We start from the raw sequence: 17,783 nt of genomic DNA, 5'->3' as shown, positions 1-17,783 counted from the left end.
ATGCGGAGACATGCGCTCGTGCTCGGCCTGGCGGTGCTGCTGACGGTCACCGGCTGCTCGGGGGCGGAGCCGGTGACCGGCGCGTCGGCCGGGCCGACCGGCGCGACGGCGACCCCGGTCGCCTCCCGGCAGAGCCCGGCCGAGGCTGAGCGGACGCTGGCCAGCCTGCGCCGCGTCGACGACCTTCCCCTGTACGAGATGACCTACGTCGGCGACTACGACGCGCGCCCCGGTCTGGACCGGCCGACCCCCAGCCCGGTCGGGTGCTCGCTGTTCGCCGCGCTCGGCGACCCGGCCCGGCCGCTGTTCGCCCGCAACTTCGACTGGGATCCCAACCCGGCGATGGTGCTGCGCACCGACCCGCCCGACGGGTACGCCTCGATCTCCGTGGTGGACATCTCCTACCTGGGGGTGGGGGCCGACCCGACCGGCGACCGTCGGCTGCTCGACGCCCCGTTGCTGCCCTTCGACGGGATGAACGAGCGGGGCCTGGCGGTAGGGCTGGCCGCCGACGACAACGCCCGCGCCGAACCGGTGCCCGGTCTGCCCAAGGTGGGCAGTGTCCGGATCCTGCGGCTGGTGCTCGACGAGGCGGCCACGGTCGCCGAGGCGGTGAAGGTGTTCGGGCGGTACAACCTCGACTTCGAGGGCGGGCCGCCGCTGCACTACCTGCTTGCCGACGCGACCGGCGCGTCGGCGGTGGTGGAGTTCGTCGACGGCCGTATGCGAGTACAGCCGGGCGGCGGGACGTGGCAGGCGCTGACCAACGTGCCCGTGATCGACGTACCGGAGCAGCGGCGACGTGCCGACCACCGCTACCGGGTGCTCGCCGAGGCGCTGACCGCCGCCGGCGGCCGGCTGGACGCCCCGGCGGCGCTGGACCTGCTCGACGACGTCCGGCAGGGGCACACCCGGTGGTCGGTGACGTACGGCCTGCGCGACGGCGCGGTGCGGGTGGTCACCGCCGCCGGTGGACGGCACGAGTACCGGCTGCCGACCGCCTGACCGACGGACACAACTCGGCCCGGCCCCCGTGGGGGCCGGGCCGAGGACGCGGATCGACTACCGGCTGCGGTAGCTGGGCTGGGTCTGCGGGTTGAACTCCTGGAACCGGGTCAGCTTCGCCGACGCGGTACGCGGGTCGTTGATCTCCAGGATGTCCAGTCCCTTGATCGTGTCACTGGAGTAGATGTACCCGTTGTAGTAGTACGCCGACCAGGTGCCTCCGAAGGTGAGTTCGCTGTCCGACAGCGGCCCCCGCTCCCAGTAGCCGATCTCCTTCGGCTTGGTCGAGTCGGTGAAGTCCCAGACCGAGATTCCGCCCTGGTACCAGGACTGGACCATGATGTCCCGCCCCTTCACCGGGAGCAGCGAGCCGTTGTGGGCCACGCAGTTCTCGGTGTCGGCGTTGGCCCGGGGGATCTTGAAGTAGCTGCGGAAGGTCAGCTTGCGGGCGTCTCCCTTCCCGGAGAGGTCGTAGACGGCGTTCGCGCCCCGGTTCGGTCCCACGGTGGCGTTGCAGGTGGCCGCGCCGCCGCCACCCAGTTCGTCGACGAACACCACCTTCGTGCCGGCGTTGTTGAACGTGGCCGAGTGCCAGAAGGCGAAGTTCTCCGTGTCCCGTACCCGGTTGATCACCCGGGGCGCCTCCCGGTCGGCGATGTCCAGCAGGATGCCGTCGCCCATGCACGCGCCGGCGGCCAGGTCCTTCTCCGGGTAGACGGTGATGTCGTGGCAGCCGCTGGTGGCGGAGCCGCCCGGGCGTCCCTCGTACCCGCCGTCGGGGAAGAGGTTCGGCACGGCCACCACGCTCGACGCCGTCGGGTTCTTCACCGGCACCTTGATGATGGAGATGGAGTCGTGCGGCCGGGAACAGCCGACGTAGGTGTCGGACGGGCCGTACGAGGAGACGTAGAGGTAGACGGTGTTCCGGGCGCGCGACGGCACCAGGGTGTGCGTGTGCGAGCCGCAGGCGGTCTGGACGGACTTGACGTAGCGCGGGGCGGTCTTGTCGCTGATGTCGAAGATCTTGATGCCCTCCCACGCGGTCTGGTCCGGGTTGACCCGGTCGCTGGCGCAGGAGTCGTCGCTGCGGGGGGAGTCGGTCGACAGGAACAGCAGGTCACCGTGGACCGAGATGTCGTTCTGCGACCCCGGGCAGAGCACCTGGGAGACCAGCTTCGGCCGCTCCGGGCGGGCGATGTCGTGGATCTGGAAGCCGTTGTAGTTGCCGACGAAGACGTACCGGCCCTGGAAGGCCAGGTCGCTGTTGACGCTCGTGTTCAGCGGCTCGCCGATCGGCGTGTTCGCGACCAGCCGCATGTTGGGGCTGCTGACGATCTCGTCGACCCCGGGTATGGTCGCCGGGCTCTGGGCGCTCACCGGCGCGGGATCCGCGACGGGGGCGGTCTGCGCGGCGCTGGGCGCGGCGGGAGCGAGACCGATCAGGAGCAGGCCGGTGGCGGCCAGGCCCAGGGTCCGCAGGTGACGTGGGGGTGGGAGCGCTCTGCTCATCGGCGGCATCCTTCGACGGAAAGGCTATGGTACGAGGGCGCCTTGCAACCTGACGATAGCAGTCGATGTGACCGGGAGGCGGGAGTTGTTCCGCCCTCCCGTGCCAGCCGAAAAGGGGAGGGGTGCCGATGACGGTCCGACATGGACGGCTGCTGGCGGTCGCCATGGTGCTGCTGGTGGTGGGGGCGGCCGCGCTGCTGCTGCGGGTCACCGCGGACCCGCCCGCGCCACCCCCGCCGCCCGCCGCCCGACCCACGGCCACACCCGCGCCGGACGGTCCACCGGTGATCGTCCCGGGGCGTCCCGGTGAGTCCGCGGTGACCCGCGCCGGCAACGAGGTGCGCCGGGACGCCTCACCCGGCCACAACGACGCGGACGTCTCGTTCGTCCGGGCGATGATCCCGCACCACAACCAGGCGCTGGAGATGGCCGCGCTCGCCCCGCAGCGGGCCGGTGACCCGGCGGTGCGGGCGGTCGCCGAGCGGATCAGGGCCAGCCAGGGACCGGAGGTCGGGATGCTGCGGGGCTGGCTGGCCACCCGGGGACTGCCCGCCGAGGAGACCGGTCACGGGCACAGCACCGGCACCATGCGGGGCATGCAGTCCCCGGAGGCGATGCGGCAACTCGCCGCCGCCCGGGGAACGGAGTTCGACCGTCTCTTCGTCAGCATGATGACCGACCACCACCGGGGCGCCATCGCGATGGCCACCGACCTGCTCCGGGTCGGCGCGGACCTGACCCTGTCGGAGTTCGCCAACGCGGTCGCGGTCGAGCAGAGCGTGGAGATCGACCGGATGCGTACGCTGCTCGACCGCTGACCGGGGCGCGTCACCGCCTCCCCGGGGTGGGCGTCAGCCGGTGCCCTCCGCGCCTCCGCCTCCGGCGGCCGGGTCGGTCGTGGTCTGCCCGACCGTGGGCACCGGATCGGTCGGCTCGGCCGGTGCGGTCGTGGTGGGCGCCACCGGCGGCGTGGTGGTCGGCGCGCCGGTCGGGTCGGTCGACGGGACCGGTTCGCCCGAGCCGCTCGCCCCGGGGCTCGGGGTCACCGTCGGGTCGACCGACGGGCGGCCGGTGGGCCCGCCGGGCCGGTTCGGACGGTTCGGTCCCGGTGTCGTCTCCTCGACCCCGCCCGACTCCTCGGCGTCGGCGCTCGGGGCCGTGGCCGGCGGGGTCGTCGGCAGATTGGTGGCCGGTGGCGAGTCGCCGCTGGTCAGGCTCATCGCCGTGACCAGACCGATGATGGCCACCAGCACCGCCGCGACCGCGCCGACCAGCGGACCGCGCCGCCGGTTGTGCGCACCGGTGGGCAGCACGGCGGGCAGGTCGGTGCGGGTGTCCGGGCCGGAGAGCCGCAGCGGACCGGGAACCGGCACGGTGGGCGTGCCACCGGCCGTGGTGGCGGTCGCCATACCCCCCGCCGTCCGGGCGGCGACGGCCATCTCGGTGCCGGAGGCGTACCGCTCGGCCGGGTCCTTGGCCAGCGCCCGGAAGACGAGGTCCCGCACCGGTGCGGGGATCTCGTCCGGCAGCGGCGGGGGTTCGTCGTCCAGGTGCCGCACGGCCACCTGGAGCGGGTTGTCGCCGGTGAACGGCGGGCCGCCGGTGAGACAGCAGTACGCGACCGCGCCGAGGGCATAGATGTCGGTGGCGGCCGAGACCGGTCGGCCGGCAGCCTGCTCCGGGGCCATGTAGAGGGCGGTGCCCGGCACGGCGTTGGTGCTGGTGATGCTGGTGACGTTCGTCGAGCGGGCCACGCCGAAGTCGACGAGGACGACCGCGCCGCTCTCCTGGACCATCAGGTTGCTCGGTTTCACGTCCCGGTGCACGATGCCGCCGGTGTGCGCGGCGTGCAGCGCCTCGGCGGCCTGGGCCACCACGGACATGGTCTCGGCGACGCCCAGCGTGCCGTCGGCCTCGATGCGCCGGGAGAGCGGTTTGCCCTGGACGAACTCCATCACCAGGTAGTCGGCCGTGCCACCCTCGGGAAGCTCGTCCTGGCCGCAGTCGTAGACCTGCACGATCCCGGGGTGGCGCAGTGCCGCCATCATCCGCGCCTCGGCGCGGAACCGGGCGATGAAGTCGGGGTCGGAGACCAGCGCGGGCAGCAGCACCTTGACCGCGACCTGCCGCCCCAGCACCACGTCGGACCCGCGCCAGACATCGCCCATGCCGCCGGTGGCGACACGTTCGTCCAGGCGGTACCGACCGCTGAGCACGACTCCCGAAGACAACACGGCAATACCGTACCCATCGGCGCGTGAGGCTACCCGGGCGCGATCCCGGGTAGGGTGAGCGGCGCGCACCGGGTGGGTCACACTGCGTGACGATGGTGTTCTCTGGCTGGCGCGTCGCCGTGCGGGGAGCCCACCGACGAACCGGAGGCGGGCGTGCGGATGTGCCCGTAAGCTGCGCGAACACCGCAGTTCGCCGCTTCGGCCCCCGGGAGCGTCCGATGGTCGACAGGCGTTACGGCGACTCGCCGTGGCTTGTCCTTGATTTATGTCACTTGTTTGGGTTGTGGTGCTGCCTTGTCGGTGCGTGACGTGCCCCCTACCGTTACCGACTCGGGTCGGCCCCGACCGGGGCGCGGGACCTGCCCGGACGGGCGGCTCCGCCCCGGTCCGTGCCGTGCCGTGCCGTCTCGGCATCGGACGCGAGTCGAGGCCAGCGGGGGGCTGATGGTGCGGCTGGAGCTCCGGTCGGGCGTCGACGGCACCGACCCCGGACGGTCCGCCCCGGGCGGGCACGTGGCAGGATCATCGCCCCGATGACCGGTGACCTGAACGCGGTGGTGACCGCTGCGCAGAGTGGTGACGAGGAGGCGTTCCGTCTCCTCTACCGCACGCTGCAACCGGGCCTGCTGCGTTACCTCACCGCCCTGGTCGGCGCGGACGCCGAGGACGTCGCCTCGGAGACCTGGCTCCAGGTCGCCCGGGACCTCACCGCCTTCACCGGCGGCGAGTTCCGGGCCTGGGCGGTCACCATCGCCCGCAACCGGGCCATGGACCATCTCCGTCGGCAGCGCCGCCGGCCGTCCGTGCCGGTGCCCGTGCAGTCCCTCAGTGAACTGCCCGGCGACAGCGACACCGCCGAAAACGCGGGGGAGACCCTCGGCACCGAGTCGGCGATCGCGCTGATCGCCACGCTCCCGCCCAGCGAGGCGGAGGCGGTCCTGCTCCGGGCAGTGATCGGGCTGGACGCCGAGTCCGCCGCCCGGGTGCTGGGCAAGCGGCCGGGCGCGGTCCGTACCGCCGCCCACCGGGGTCTGCGCCGGCTCGCGGCGCTCCTCGGCGACGGCGGGTCGACCCCGGTCACCCCACCCCGCCCCCGTCCCGGTCGGGGCCGGCAGATACCGGCCCCGCCGCACGTCGAACCGGCGGACGGTTGACGTGAGGGGAGCCTGGATGCCTTTCCGTCGATCCCGCCGACCGGACGAGCAGACGGCCGAGCGACTGCTCGACACCGTCGCCACCGCCGGCGTCGACCCACCCGACGAGCCCGTCGCCCGGCTGCTGGCCGCCGCCGCCGCGTCGGCCCGCCCCGGCGAACTGGCCGGCGAGGATGCGGCGCTGGCCGCGTTCCGGGCCGTCCGGACGCAGCGTCCCGCGCCGGTGCCGCCGCCCCGTCCACGCCGCACCGCCCGGGCCGTAGCCTGGCTGGCCGGCCTGACGGTCGTCGCGACCGCCGGGGTGGCCGTGGCCACCGTCGACCTGCACCGGTCCGACCCGCCGCCGGCGCCACCCGCGCCGACGACCCCCGCCCCGGCCCCGCCGGAGACCGCGCCGACACCGACCCGGACGCCGTCCGCCGCCACCGGCACCACGGTGCCCCCGTCCGGGGAGCAACCGCGCCGGTCCACCAGTCCCCGCCCCGCCGCCCAGCGTGGCCAATGCACCGCATACCTGGCCAAGCCCGCCGGGCAGCGCGCCAAGGCGCTGAGGACGCCCGCCTTCGGGGCGCTCGTCGAGGCGGCCGGCGGTCCCGACCAGGTCGAGCAGTACTGCCGGGAGCTGCTGGACGTCCCACCGGGCCGCCACCCCTCCCCGACCGCCCGGCCCCGACACGACACGCGGACCGGGCCGCCGACCGCCCGACCGTCGCCGCCCCGGTGAACCCGTACGACGAGCGACACCGGTCGTTCGTCTGCTAGACATGACACGGAAGGGCCGCCGACGCGCCGGTTCGCGACGGTGGGCCCGGTGTCGACGAACGGTTCGGGGAGGGACCACCCATGGTGACGTCGCCGGAGCTGGACCGCTCGGCGATCCTGCGGGAGGCCGGTGCCGCCGCCGGCCACATCGCCCGGATCTGCTTCAAGACCGGCCCTCCGCTCCTCACCGGTGTCGAGCTGGAATGGACCGTGCACGACGCCGCGGACCCGGCCCGTCCCGTCGACCGGGACCGGCTGCGCGCGGCACTGGGGCGGCACAGCCCCACCACTCTGGACAGCGAGAGCCCGGCCGAGCGGCTCCACCACGGCGGTACGGTCACCGTGGAGCCCGGCGGGCAGGTGGAACTCTCCACCGCGCCGCGCCCCTCGCTCGCGGCCCTGCTCACCGACACCGACGCGGACGTCGGTGAGCTGGCCCGGCTGTTGGCCGCCGCCGGCCTGACCCTCGGGCGCAGCGGCATCGACCCGCACCGGCCGCCCCGTCCCGTCGTGGACACCCCCCGCTACCACGCCATGCGCCGTGCCTTCGACCGGCGCGGCCCGGCCGGGCGGACCATGATGTTCAGCACCGCCGGGGTCCAGGTCTGCCTGGACGCGGGGGAGCGGACCGACCTGGCGGCCCGCTGGACGGCGGCGCACGCCGTCGGCCCGCCGCTGCTGGCGGCCTTCGCCACCGCCGACCGGCACGCCGGCCGGCTCACCGGCTGGGCGTCGGCCCGGATGGCCGCCTGGCTCACCATCGACCCGACCCGCACCCGGCCGGTCTGGCAGCCCGGCGAGGGGCACCGGGACCCGGTAACGGCCTGGACCGGGTACGCGCTCGCCGCGCCGCTGCTCTGCGTCCGTGCCGACGGGCCGGACTGGAGCGTCCCGCCGGGCATCACCTTCGCGGACTGGATCGACGGCGCCCTGCCCCGGCCACCCACCACCGACGACCTCGACTACCACCTGAGCACCCTCTTCCCGCCGGTCCGCCCCCGGGGCTACCTGGAGATCCGCTACCTGGACGCCCAGCCGGGCCGGGAGTGGACGGCGCCGGTGGCGGTGCTCGCCGCCCTGTTCGGCGATCCGGCGACGACCGCCGCGGCGGCGGCGTGCGGCGCGCCGGTGGCCGACCGCTGGTACCAGGCGGCCCGGTACGGGCTCGCCGACCCACCGGTGGCCCGGGCCGCGCGGGAGCTGCTCGACCTGGCGCTGGCGGCCCTGCCCCGGTTCGACCTGCCGGGCGGGACGTACGAGGAGATCGTTCGAGGCGTACGACGGCGTCGGGCCGTCGCGGAGAGGAACGCACGGTGACACCAACCCAGTCGGACGCGGAGACGCTCCGCGACCGGATCGCGGCCGAGCTGGCCCGCACCCGGGCCCGGACCGCCGGACTGACCGACGCGGTCGACGACGACGACCTCACCCGCCAGCATTCCCCGTTGATGTCCCCGCTGGTGTGGGACCTGGCGCACGTCGGCAACCAGGAGGAGCTCTGGTTGGTCCGCGACGTCGGCGGCCGGGAGCCGGTCCGCCGGGACATCGACGACCTCTACGACGCGTTCAAGCAGCCCCGCCGGGACCGGCCGGCCCTGCCGCTGCTGCCACCCCGGGAGGCCCGCGCCTACGTGGCGACCGTCCGGGACAAGGTGCACGACCTGCTGGACCAGGTCCGGTTCACCGACCGGCCGCTGGTCGCCGACGGGTTCGCCTTCGGCATGATCGTCCAGCACGAGCAGCAGCACGACGAGACGATGCTCGCCACCCACCAGTTGCGCTCCGGTCCGCCGGTGCTCGCCGCGCCGCCGCCACCCGAGCCGACCGTCCGGGTCGGCGGGGAGGTGCTGGTGCCGGCGGGACCGTTCACCATGGGCACCTCCACCGACCCGTGGGCACTGGACAACGAACGCCCCGCCCACACCGTCGACCTGCCCGCGTACCTCATCGACGCCGCGCCGGTCACCAACGGCCGGTACCGGGAGTTCATCGCCGACGGCGGCTACGACGACCCCCGCTGGTGGAGCCCGGCCGGCTGGGCGCACCGGCAGGCCGAGGCGCTGAGCGCGCCGATGCATTGGCGGCGCGACGGCGACGGCTGGGCGTACCGCCGGTTCGGCCGCTGGGACCCGGTCCGCGACGACGAGCCGGTGGTGCACGTCTGCTTCCACGAGGCGGAGGCGTTCGCCACCTGGGCCGGCCGGCGGCTGCCCACCGAGGCGGAGTGGGAAAAGGCCGCCCGCTGGGACCCGGCGACCGGCCGGTCCCGCCGCTACCCCTGGGGCGACGACGAGCCCACCGCCGCGCACGCCAACCTCGACCAGCGGCACCTGTGGCCGGCGCCGGTCGGCGCGTACCCGGCCGGGGCGTCCTCGCTCGGCGTGCACCAGCTGATCGGGGACGTGTGGGAGTGGACCTCGACCACCTTCCGGGGTCACCCGGGCTTCACCGCCTTCCCCTACCGGGAGTACTCCGAGGTCTTCTTCGGCGACGACTACCGGGTGCTGCGGGGCGGCTCGTTCGGCACCGACCGGGCGGCCTGCCGGGGCACCTTCCGCAACTGGGACTACCCGATCCGCCGGCAGATCTTCAGCGGCTTCCGCTGCGCCCGGGACGCCCGGCCGGAGGAGCGGTGACCCGACGCGCCGTCGGGCCGATCCCGGTCGGTGACGCCTGATGTGCCGGCATCTGGCGTACCTGGGACCGCCCGTGTCGCTGCGGGCGCTGCTGTTCGATCCGCCGCACTCGCTGGTACGGCAGTCCTGGGCGCCGGCGGACATGCGCGGCGGCGGCACGGTCAACGCCGACGGCTTCGGCGTCGGCTGGTACCCGGACGGCGGTGTCCCGGTGCGCTACCGGGGCGCGCAACCGATCTGGAGCGACCCGGCGCTGCCCGGCCTGGCCGCCGCCACGGTCACGTCGGCGGCGCTGGCCGCCGTCCGCTCCGCCACGGTCGGCATGCCGGTGCACGCCGGAGCCGCCGCCCCGTTCGGTACCGGGCCGTGGCTGTTCAGCCACAACGGCGTGGTGCGCGGCTGGCCGGGGTCGGTGGCCGGGCTCGCCGCCGACCTCCCGGTGACCGACCTGCTCACCCTGGACGCCCCGACCGACGCGGCGCTGCTCTGGGCACTGGTCCACGACCGGCTACGGGCTGGTGCGGACCCGGCCGAGGCGGTCGCCGACACCGTCCGGGCGGTCACCGTGGCCGCCCCCGGATCCCGCCTGAACCTGCTGCTCACCGACGGCCGTACCGCCGTGGCGACCGCCGCCGGGCACGCCCTGTCGGTCCGCGCGGACGGTGACGCGGTGCTGCTCGCCTCCGAACCCCACGACGACCACCCGGCCTGGCGGCCGGTGCCCGACGGCCACCTGGTGGTGGCCACCCCGGCCGGGCTGCGCACGGCCCCGCTCGACCGCGGGTAGCGCCGGCCGGACGCGACGTTCACCAACGAAAGGGAAGTCCATGACCGCCGAACCGCTGGAGATCCACCTGGAGGAGCGTGACCTCGACCGGAGCCTGCGCGACGACGTCCGGGCCGGGCTCACCGCCGACCCGAAGTGGCTGCCGCCGAAGTGGTTCTACGACGCCCGGGGCAGTGAGCTGTTCGAGGAGATCACCCGGCTGCCGGAGTACTACCCGACCCGGGCGGAACGAGCCGCGCTCGGGCGGCACGCGTCCCGGATCGCGGCGGTGACCGGGGCGAAGACCCTCATCGAGCTGGGCTCCGGCTCGTCGGAGAAGACCCGGCTGCTGCTCGACGCGCTCAGCGGCCAGGGCACCCTGGGCACCTTCGTCCCGCTGGACGTGTCGGTGAGCGCGCTGCGCCAGTCCACCGCCGCCATCGCCGCCGACTATCCCCACCTGCGGGTGCGGGGCATCGTCGGAGACTTCACCCGCCATCTGGACCGGCTGCCGGCCGGCGGGCGGCGACTGGTGGCCTTCCTCGGCGGCACCATCGGCAACCTGCTCCCGGCGGAGCGGGCCACCTTCCTGGCCGCGACGCGGGCCGCCCTGGAGGCCGGGGACTGGCTGCTGCTCGGCACCGACCTGGTGAAGGACCCGGGGATCATCGTGCCCGCCTACGACGACGCCGCCGGGGTGACCACCGAGTTCAACCGCAACGTGCTCCGGGTGATCAACCGTGAGCTGGGCGCCGACTTCGTGCCCGACGACTTCCGGCACGTGGCCGTCTGGGACGCCGAACGGGAGTGGATCGAGATGCGGCTGCGGGCGCAGCGGCCGATGCGGGTCCGGGTGCTCGACCTCACCGTCGACTTCGCCGAGGGGGAGGAGCTGCGGACCGAGGTGTCGGCGAAGTTCCGTCCCGAGGGGGTCGCCACCGAGCTGGCCGCCGCCGGCTTCACCGCCGAGGAGCTGTGGACCGACCCGGACGGTCTGTTCGGGCTGACCCTCGCCCGGGCGATCTGAGTTTGCGCTGCCCGGGCCGCCCCCACCGAGGGCGGCGGCCCGGGTTCGGGTAGGGTGGGGACTGCGAAGGGGAGTAGCCCCCAATGTCGTGGTCGACACACTGATGCGTTCCGCATCCGGCCACGCGGCCCCGCACCGGGGCGGGCGAGACCTTCGACTCAGGCTGTTGACAGCCGGGTCGAGGGCGCCCCTGTTCCTCCTCCCGGCCTGATCCGGAAGGATGCCCATGGAGGGCTTTCTCGTCGCGCTGGCGGTGAGTTTCGGCGTGATCTTCGTCGCCGAGCTGGGGGACAAGTCCCAGCTCATGGCGCTGACCTTCGCCACGAGGTTCAAGACGGTCCCGGTGCTGATCGGGATCACCGTCGCCACCGCCGTGGTCCACCTGGTCTCGGTCGCCATCGGCTACGGACTCGGCGCGACCCTGCCGACCGGGTGGATCGCGCTCGTCGCCGGTGTGGCCTTCCTCGGGTTCGGCGCGTGGACGCTGCGCGGGGACACCCTGACCGAGGAGGAGAAGCGCAAGGCCGAGCGGAGCACCAAGTCGGCGGTCTTCGCCGTGGGCGTGGCGTTCTTCCTCGCCGAGCTGGGCGACAAGACCATGCTCGCCACCATCACCCTGGCCACCCAGTACGGCTGGTTCGGCACCTGGATCGGCTCGACCGTCGGCATGGTGGCGGCCGATGCCCTCGCCATCGTGGTCGGCCGGATGCTCGGCCGTAGGCTGCCGGAGAAGACCATCAAGTACGGCGCCGCGATCCTCTTCGCGATCTGCGGCCTCTGGCTGATCCTCGACGGGGTCAACCAGCTCACCTGACCCGGCCCCTTGCTGGTCACCTGCCCACCTGCGCGTCTGCCGGCTTGCTCTCGTCCGGCGCGAAGGCCACCTCCCGCTGCCGGGAGGTGGCCTTCGCCGGTGAGGGCACCAGCGGCCTCAGGCGGTCCTCCGGCCGAGCACCCGGGCGAGGACCAGCGTGACGACGCCGGCCCCGACGACGGTGAGCAGGCCGACGCGCAGGCTGGTCAGGTCGGCGACGAAGCCGACCAGCGGCGGGGAGAGCAGGAAACCGGCGCGCAGCAGCCAGCTCACGATGGTCAGGCCGGTGCCCGGGGGCAGGCCGGGCAGCTCGTCGGCGGTGTGCATGGCGGCGGGCACGAGGGTGGCGAAGCCCAGCCCGGCGAAGGCGAACCCACCCAGCGTGGTGCCCACGGTGGGCACGGCCAGGGCGGCGCCCATGCCGACGGCGGCGAGCGCCGCGCCGGCCTGGGCGACGGCGCGCTGGCCGAAGTGGTCCACGACGCGGTCGCCCGCCAGGCGTCCGACGGTCATGGCCCCCTGGAACACCACGACCGCCAGGCCGGCGACGGCGGCCCCGGTGTGCAGGTCGTCGCTCAGGTAGATGGCACCCCAGGACGCGCCGGCGTCCTCCACCAGGGCCCCGCAGGCGGCCAGCGCGCTCAGCGCGGCGAGCATCCGTACGGCGGGGCCGGCGAACAAGCGCCGCCGGACCGGGCGATGGTGTGCGGGCGGCGCGCCGGGGTGTCCGTCGGCGGCGGCGAGGTCCTCCGCCTCGGTGGCCCGCTCGGCGTCCTCCGGTCCGGGCAGCAGGAACCGGTAGGCGACCAGGGCGACGAGGCTGAGCGTCACGGCCGAGATCCCCAGGTGGACGGTGAGCGGAACGTCGAGGCCGGCGGCGGCCGAGCCCATCAGGCCGCCGAGCACCGCGCCGATGCTCCACACTCCGTGCAGCGAGTTGAGGATCGAACGCCGGTAGCGGCGCTGAACGCGGAGGCCGTGGGCGTTCTGCGCCACGTCGACGATCGAGTCGAGGGCACCGACGACGAACAGCACGGCGCCGAGCGCGAACCAGTTCGGCGCGGCGGGGATGGCCAGCGTCGCGACGGTGGTGACGACGATTCCGAACGCCGCCAGCCGGGCGGAGCGGAAGCGGCGGATGGCAGCGCCGGCGAGCAGCCCGGCCAGCAGGGCGCCGATCGAGTAGCCGGCCAGGGCGGTGCCGAGCACGGCGTTGCTCAGCCCGAGGTCGGCCTTGATCTGCGGATAGCGCGGGACGACGTTGAAGAACACGGCGCCGTTGGTGAGGAACAGCGCGGCGACGGCGGCACGGGCCCGGCGCACCTGGCGGGTCGGCGGGGCCAGGGTGGAGGCGGACAAGGTGGTCTCCCGGTGGGTGCGGCGATGGGATGGGGCCTGCGCCGACGGGTCAGCGCAGGTACCGCTCGATGGCGTGGCGGACCTGCGCCGGCGTCATGGGGTCGGTCGACAGCGCGCTGTGCAGGGTCAGGCCTTCGATCAGGGCGTCGAGTTCCCGGGCGGTGGTCGGGTCGAAGTGACGCTCCAGGGCCTGGCGGCTGCGCTGCATCCAGGCCTGCGTGACGGTGCGCAGCGCCTGGTTGCGTGCCGCCGCCGTGTACAGCTCCACGGCCAGCACGAGGTCGTCCTGGGGCCCGCCGATCAGGTCCTCGCACACCAACGCGACCACCGCCTCGATCGCGGCGTCGCGGTCGGCGGCGGATGCCATCCGCTGGTCGAACACGGCGGCGGCTGCGGTGGCGTGCCGGGTGAACGCCGCCACGAGGATCTCGTCGAGGCTGGCGAAGTGGTAGGTCATCGACCCCAACGGCACGTCCGCGACGCGGGCGATCTCCCGATGCGTGGTGCCGACCACGCCGCGCTCGGCGATCACGGTCAGCGCCGCGTCGATCAGCCGGTCGCGGCGGTTCGGGTCGTGCCGGCGGGGTCGGCGTGGTGTCGACGCCCCACTGGTCGGGGGAGCCCCGCTCATGGAACGCCGGCCCCGATGGCGCGTACCACGCGGGCCGGATCGCCCGCCGTGACGAACTCGTCGCTGCCCACCCTCATGGGTACGACCGTACACATGATGTGTACGTGCGTACATAGCGCGTCGAGGTCCACTCGCAGGGTGGTGGAGAGCGAGGACTTGCGAGCGGCCCACAATCGGCCGTCGGCGTCGGCCTACTCTGCAGCTCGCCGAGCCCGGACCCGTGTGGAGGATGGGCGTCCGAGACAAACGCCGCTGAACCCAGAAAGCACTACTATTCGACGATCGCGCCGTTGCGGGCGAGGAGGTCGCGGACGGCCGGCTGCAGGCCTGTGGCTTCCCGGAAGATCGCACCACGGACCTTGGTGCTCAGGTTCGCCGTGGCGACTTCAGTGCAGGTAGCCAAGTCATAGGCACTGAGGCCGCCATAGGCGTCGGCGACGACGAGAACGCCCCGGTCAGTGATGGTGAAGCTCGTGACATGGCGGTCGGGGTCGATCTCCAGGATCGGACGGGCAGGCTCGTCGACGCGGAACACGCGAACGCCGCCGGCGAACGGGACGGCGGCGATGCTGCCGTCCCGGCTCAGTTTGAACGCGCGCTGGCTCCGGGCCGGGTAGTCGAGGAGCCGGTCGGAGGGCTTCACGGACGGGTCCAAGAAGTCGATCAGGCGCGCGCTGCTCGTGTCGACGTCGAGCAACATCAGGCGCAGGCCATCGTCGTCGACTGACATCACGCCCACGCCGCTCTCGCCGTACAGCTGCATGTTGTCATCGTCGACCGTGGGGACCCGCAGGGTGCGGTGCGGTTCGTAGCGGAGGTCTCCGCCTGCGCCGATGGTCAGCTCGAAGACTTCGACCTCGGATGTCGAAAGGATGTCGTCCTGCCCGACGCTCAGCACGTTGAAGCCGAACACCCGGCCGAACCCATTCACCTCAAAGCGCACATCGGCCGGTTCAAGTAGGATCTCGGCGGTCACCGTGTCGGCGTCGATGTCGCGCAGGGTAAGCAACTCGCCGTTCTCGCGCTGGTGCAGCTCCAGCAGATAGTGCTTCTCGCCGACCTGCCACCCGTCGCCGGCGACCCCGCGGACAGGGTGGGGCGAGACCTTGCCGGTCGCCGGATCGTGTAGGGCTCCGGCGAGCCGTGACGCCGTCGTGTCGTCCCGGTAAACGACGAGCATCTTGCCGTCGTCGAACATCACGGCGTCGTCCACCTTGTCCGGCACTCTAAAGATCAGCTCGGGATCCCCTGACAGCGTCCACACGTAGATCCGGTCGTCCCGGGTAAGGCAGACGACCGGCAGGTCGCCGCGGCTGCCGAGGGCATGCACGGCGCTGCGCTCGAAGCCGAGGTAGTCGGCGGCGGCAAAACGGGCGCCGGTCAGATCTGCGCCAGCTAGCTCCACGTCCTCCAGGTCGGCGTCCTCGAACCTGGCTCCGCGCAGCGAACAGCCGGCCAGGCTCATCCCCGCGTCAAACCTGTCCAGCTGTGCGGACCGCAAGTCGACGCCGTCGAGCTGTCGGCCGCGCAGCGTGTTCAGGTCGATCCGGGCAATGATTTCGATGAGGTTCGCGCCCAGCAGGCTCGCGTGGCTGTCGGACAGTTCCGCGGTGCACCGCAGGTACTCGACCAGCGACTCAAGCGGGTTCGTGGTCAGCATCGGGCTCATCAGGTCGAAGACGGCGGGTGTGTCGACACTGACAGCGGACTCGGCGAGCTGTTGGAGGCTCTCCGCGCGCCATCCGGCCGCAGCGGCGCGCTCGTCAGCCGAGATGGACGGCAGCTCTGACCATGTGAACCTCGGCTCGCCCGCAGGCCGTACCGACCCGATCAGGGCCATGAAGTCCTCGTTCATGACGCCGAGCTTGGCCGCCATCCGGTAGGCGGCGAAGAACTCAAGCAGGGAGCGATGGGCCGGGGAGTAGTCGCCCTCCGAGTTCCGGACCAGCATGGTCTGCCCGAGCATGTCGTAGTGCCAGTGGTCGAGGTCGCGCTGTTCCTGTACAGCGGGGCCAAAGCACGCGCGGATGTGGTCGGGAATCGCACGGTAGTTGATGCTGAGGATCGACTCCTTGAGCATGTACGCGGACAACTCGCACAGGAAGTAGACTTTGTCGGCCAGCGACGTGAACGTACGCTCGGCCCGAATGTCGGCATCGATCTTGTGCTGCACGGCGTACAGGTAGACGCGAGAGATGTCGACCTTCGCGCCGCGCTCGATGGCCGGCAGCGCGGAAAGCACGAGTTCAGCCATGACGGGGCGCCGTATGAGGTCGACCAGGTCCGGATTCTGTAGGATCGCCTCCTTCGCCGGACCGGTCGTCAGCTTGTCGAGCAGCTCCTCGACCTGGTCGTTGTCGAACGGCTGAAGTTCGACCACCTCGAACTGCGGCGGCTCGCCGGTCAGCGCCTGAGTCGAGGCGGCCAACCGGGCGCTGAGCACATCGCGGCCCTCGCGTGCCTCTGGAAAGTGCTCGGTGCGGCAGGTGAGCAACACCTTCGAACCGGGAACGACGGCCCGGGCCAGCTCCCAAAAGTTGTTGATCATTGCCTGGCGATCGACCCGCGCGGCCATCTCGTCGAAGCCGTCGAAGATCAGCAGCAGTCGGCCCATCCGGTTCAGCGCCTCGAAGACGCCGTAGCCGCCGGGCAGGATCTCGTGCTTGCGGAAGAAGAACTCACTGAACAGCGACTCAAGGCTGACCGCCTTCGCGTAGTCGCGCAGCGGGATCACCAGCGGCAGGCGAGGGCGTTTGCGGCCGGAGGCCTTGGCCGCCCGCCACTCCTGCGCGACAGTCCAGGCGAAGTGGAGGCTGAACCAGCTCTTGCCCATGCCGAACTCGCCGAGGATCGACAGGTGCTCCTTGGCGTCGTCGTCCAGCCAAGAACGCACATAACTGCCGAGCCCGCCCTCGCTCCACGGGTAGACGCTCTGTGCGGCGATCCGGCCGGTGCGTCGGTCGGGCTCGTCCTTCACGCAGGACGGCGTCACGAACCGCTCGTCGATCCCGCGGTCGCGAACCTCGCGCTCGAGCCATTCCAGGTACGGCTCGAAGTCGGCACTCTCGTCGATCAGCTCGTCGAGCGTATAGCAGTAGACCTGGTCGAGCTGCTCATCGACGGCACGGGCGGCCTTGCTGATCCGTTGCGGCACAACCACCCAGCCCTCGGAGGCGTGGTGGGCCGTCACCAGCTCGGCGGCGCGGGTGACATCCGGGGCGCTGAGCTCCCCACTCTTACCGAGGACAACCGCAGTGTCATACCCGCGGCGGGCCGGCACCCGCACCAGCCAGACGAACTCCGCCGAACCGGACTCGACCTCCCGCAGAATGCGGTATTCCACAGCGGCGAACCACTCGCGCAACTCGTTGGCCAGTTGCTGGATCGAGGTGATCGCCCCACCCTCCTGCCGCAGGATCTCCTCGCGGGTGTTCATCCGGTCAATTCGCTTGATCAGCCCGGCGAGGGACTCCTGGATGTCGCTGACGCCGCGCTCCATCCTGGTCTCGGCGGCGGTGCGGGTGCGGTCGACCAGCCGGTTGAAGATGATCGAGAAGCCGGTGACCTCCCGGGCCAAATTGTAGTCAAGACGGCCGAGCGCGCCGGTTTCCTCATTCCACTGGAGAATTTCGGTCACCTCGCGGTCGAGGTGGGCCGGGTCGCCAGTCACGAAGGACCGCTCGAACGCCTCGCGCACGTACTGGTTCTGGAAAAGCCGGAGCACCGGTTCCGGCTTGCCGTAGCAGTACTCGACCACCGTGTACGTGTAGACGCCCGCGAAGTCAGGCGGTGGCGCATCCGGCGCCATGCCCAGCTTGTGCAGGACCGCGACCACGCCCTCCTTGCGCTTCAGCTTGTCGGTCGCAGGCTTGGCGATGGCGCCCAA

14 protein-coding genes are annotated in these 17,783 nt (G+C 72.6%); 9 read left to right on the top strand and 5 right to left on the bottom strand.

Annotated elements, in window-relative coordinates; all coding sequences use genetic code 11:
* On the top strand, positions 1–1,005 hold the full coding sequence (locus tag GA0070618_RS27285) for a carcinine hydrolase/isopenicillin-N N-acyltransferase family protein (RefSeq protein ID WP_088984174.1): 1,005 nt from the start codon (positions 1–3) through the stop codon (positions 1,003–1,005).
* Positions 1,006–1,062: 57 nt separating this feature from the next.
* Here the strand turns inward: GA0070618_RS27285 and GA0070618_RS27280 are convergent, their stop codons facing one another.
* Positions 1,063–2,514, bottom strand: coding sequence for an LVIVD repeat-containing protein (locus GA0070618_RS27280; protein ID WP_088984173.1), 1,452 nt, complete (start codon positions 2,512–2,514; stop codon positions 1,063–1,065).
* Positions 2,515–2,642: 128 nt separating this feature from the next.
* On the opposite strand from GA0070618_RS27280, the gene GA0070618_RS27275 reads away from it, so the two are divergent.
* Complete coding sequence (locus GA0070618_RS27275; RefSeq protein WP_088984172.1) at positions 2,643–3,332, top strand: DUF305 domain-containing protein; 690 nt, start codon at positions 2,643–2,645, stop codon at positions 3,330–3,332.
* 33 nt (positions 3,333–3,365) lie between these two features.
* On the opposite strand, the gene GA0070618_RS27270 is transcribed toward GA0070618_RS27275, so the two are convergent.
* Positions 3,366–4,748 carry a serine/threonine-protein kinase gene (locus GA0070618_RS27270; RefSeq protein WP_331253115.1) on the bottom strand — a complete coding sequence of 461 codons (1,383 nt, stop codon included), beginning with the start codon at positions 4,746–4,748 and terminating at the stop codon, positions 3,366–3,368.
* Positions 4,749–5,281: 533 nt separating this feature from the next.
* Here GA0070618_RS27270 and GA0070618_RS27260 point away from each other — a divergent pair.
* The 7 genes from GA0070618_RS27260 to GA0070618_RS27230 all read left to right on the top strand — a co-directional run bounded on the left by GA0070618_RS27260 (position 5,282) and on the right by GA0070618_RS27230 (position 11,907).
* Positions 5,282–5,902: an RNA polymerase sigma factor gene (locus tag GA0070618_RS27260; RefSeq protein ID WP_088984169.1), complete on the top strand. Its 621-nt coding sequence runs from the start codon at positions 5,282–5,284 to the stop codon at positions 5,900–5,902.
* Between the two features lie 16 nt (positions 5,903–5,918).
* On the top strand, positions 5,919–6,626 hold the full coding sequence (locus tag GA0070618_RS27255) for a hypothetical protein (protein ID WP_197701658.1): 708 nt from the start codon (positions 5,919–5,921) through the stop codon (positions 6,624–6,626).
* Positions 6,627–6,745: 119 nt separating this feature from the next.
* Positions 6,746–7,981 (top strand): ergothioneine biosynthesis glutamate--cysteine ligase EgtA, encoded by a 1,236-nt coding sequence (egtA, locus tag GA0070618_RS27250; RefSeq protein WP_088984168.1) that lies wholly within the window; start codon positions 6,746–6,748, stop codon positions 7,979–7,981.
* Positions 7,978–9,300 carry an ergothioneine biosynthesis protein EgtB gene (egtB, locus tag GA0070618_RS27245; protein ID WP_088984167.1) on the top strand — a complete coding sequence of 441 codons (1,323 nt, stop codon included), beginning with the start codon at positions 7,978–7,980 and terminating at the stop codon, positions 9,298–9,300. Before egtA ends, egtB begins: the two co-directional genes overlap by 4 nt.
* A 40-nt stretch (positions 9,301–9,340) precedes the next feature.
* Positions 9,341–10,087 (top strand): ergothioneine biosynthesis protein EgtC, encoded by a 747-nt coding sequence (gene egtC / locus GA0070618_RS27240; RefSeq protein ID WP_088984166.1) that lies wholly within the window; start codon positions 9,341–9,343, stop codon positions 10,085–10,087.
* 40 nt (positions 10,088–10,127) lie between these two features.
* Positions 10,128–11,093, top strand: coding sequence for an L-histidine N(alpha)-methyltransferase (gene egtD, locus GA0070618_RS27235; protein WP_088984165.1), 966 nt, complete (start codon positions 10,128–10,130; stop codon positions 11,091–11,093).
* A 226-nt stretch (positions 11,094–11,319) separates the two neighbouring features.
* Positions 11,320–11,907: a TMEM165/GDT1 family protein gene (locus tag GA0070618_RS27230; RefSeq protein WP_088984164.1), complete on the top strand. Its 588-nt coding sequence runs from the start codon at positions 11,320–11,322 to the stop codon at positions 11,905–11,907.
* A gap of 117 nt (positions 11,908–12,024) precedes the next feature.
* Here GA0070618_RS27230 and GA0070618_RS27225 read toward each other — a convergent pair whose 3' ends face one another.
* The 3 genes from GA0070618_RS27225 to GA0070618_RS27215 form a co-directional block, all read right to left on the bottom strand.
* Positions 12,025–13,266 carry an MFS transporter gene (locus GA0070618_RS27225; protein ID WP_088984163.1) on the bottom strand — a complete coding sequence of 414 codons (1,242 nt, stop codon included), beginning with the start codon at positions 13,264–13,266 and terminating at the stop codon, positions 12,025–12,027.
* Positions 13,267–13,315: 49 nt separating this feature from the next.
* A complete protein-coding gene (locus GA0070618_RS27220) occupies positions 13,316–13,897 on the bottom strand; it encodes a TetR/AcrR family transcriptional regulator (RefSeq protein WP_088984162.1) in 582 nt (193 codons plus the stop codon).
* Positions 13,898–14,168: 271 nt separating this feature from the next.
* Positions 14,169–17,783, bottom strand: a complete 3,615-nt coding sequence (locus tag GA0070618_RS27215) for an NACHT domain-containing protein (RefSeq protein ID WP_170107826.1) — start codon at positions 17,781–17,783, stop codon at positions 14,169–14,171.

It is taken from the genome of Micromonospora echinospora, assembly GCF_900091495.1.
GTDB lineage: Bacteria > Actinomycetota > Actinomycetes > Mycobacteriales > Micromonosporaceae > Micromonospora > Micromonospora echinospora.
This window is presented reverse-complemented; position numbering and strand designations above follow the sequence as displayed.

What these genes read in the sequence shown, in the direction of transcription:
- GA0070618_RS27285 (WP_088984174.1), top strand. Translation starts at nt 1, where the DNA reads ATGCGGAGACATGCGCTCGTGCTCGGCCTGGCGGTGCTGCTGACGGTC.
- GA0070618_RS27280 (WP_088984173.1), bottom strand. Translation starts at nt 2,514, where the DNA reads ATGAGCAGAGCGCTCCCACCCCCACGTCACCTGCGGACCCTGGGCCTG.
- GA0070618_RS27275 (WP_088984172.1), top strand. Translation starts at nt 2,643, where the DNA reads ATGACGGTCCGACATGGACGGCTGCTGGCGGTCGCCATGGTGCTGCTG.
- GA0070618_RS27260 (WP_088984169.1), top strand. Translation starts at nt 5,282, where the DNA reads ATGACCGGTGACCTGAACGCGGTGGTGACCGCTGCGCAGAGTGGTGAC.
- GA0070618_RS27255 (WP_197701658.1), top strand. Translation starts at nt 5,919, where the DNA reads ATGCCTTTCCGTCGATCCCGCCGACCGGACGAGCAGACGGCCGAGCGA.
- egtA (WP_088984168.1), top strand. Translation starts at nt 6,746, where the DNA reads ATGGTGACGTCGCCGGAGCTGGACCGCTCGGCGATCCTGCGGGAGGCC.
- egtC (WP_088984166.1), top strand. Translation starts at nt 9,341, where the DNA reads ATGTGCCGGCATCTGGCGTACCTGGGACCGCCCGTGTCGCTGCGGGCG.
- egtD (WP_088984165.1), top strand. Translation starts at nt 10,128, where the DNA reads ATGACCGCCGAACCGCTGGAGATCCACCTGGAGGAGCGTGACCTCGAC.
- GA0070618_RS27230 (WP_088984164.1), top strand. Translation starts at nt 11,320, where the DNA reads ATGGAGGGCTTTCTCGTCGCGCTGGCGGTGAGTTTCGGCGTGATCTTC.
- GA0070618_RS27220 (WP_088984162.1), bottom strand. Translation starts at nt 13,897, where the DNA reads ATGAGCGGGGCTCCCCCGACCAGTGGGGCGTCGACACCACGCCGACCC.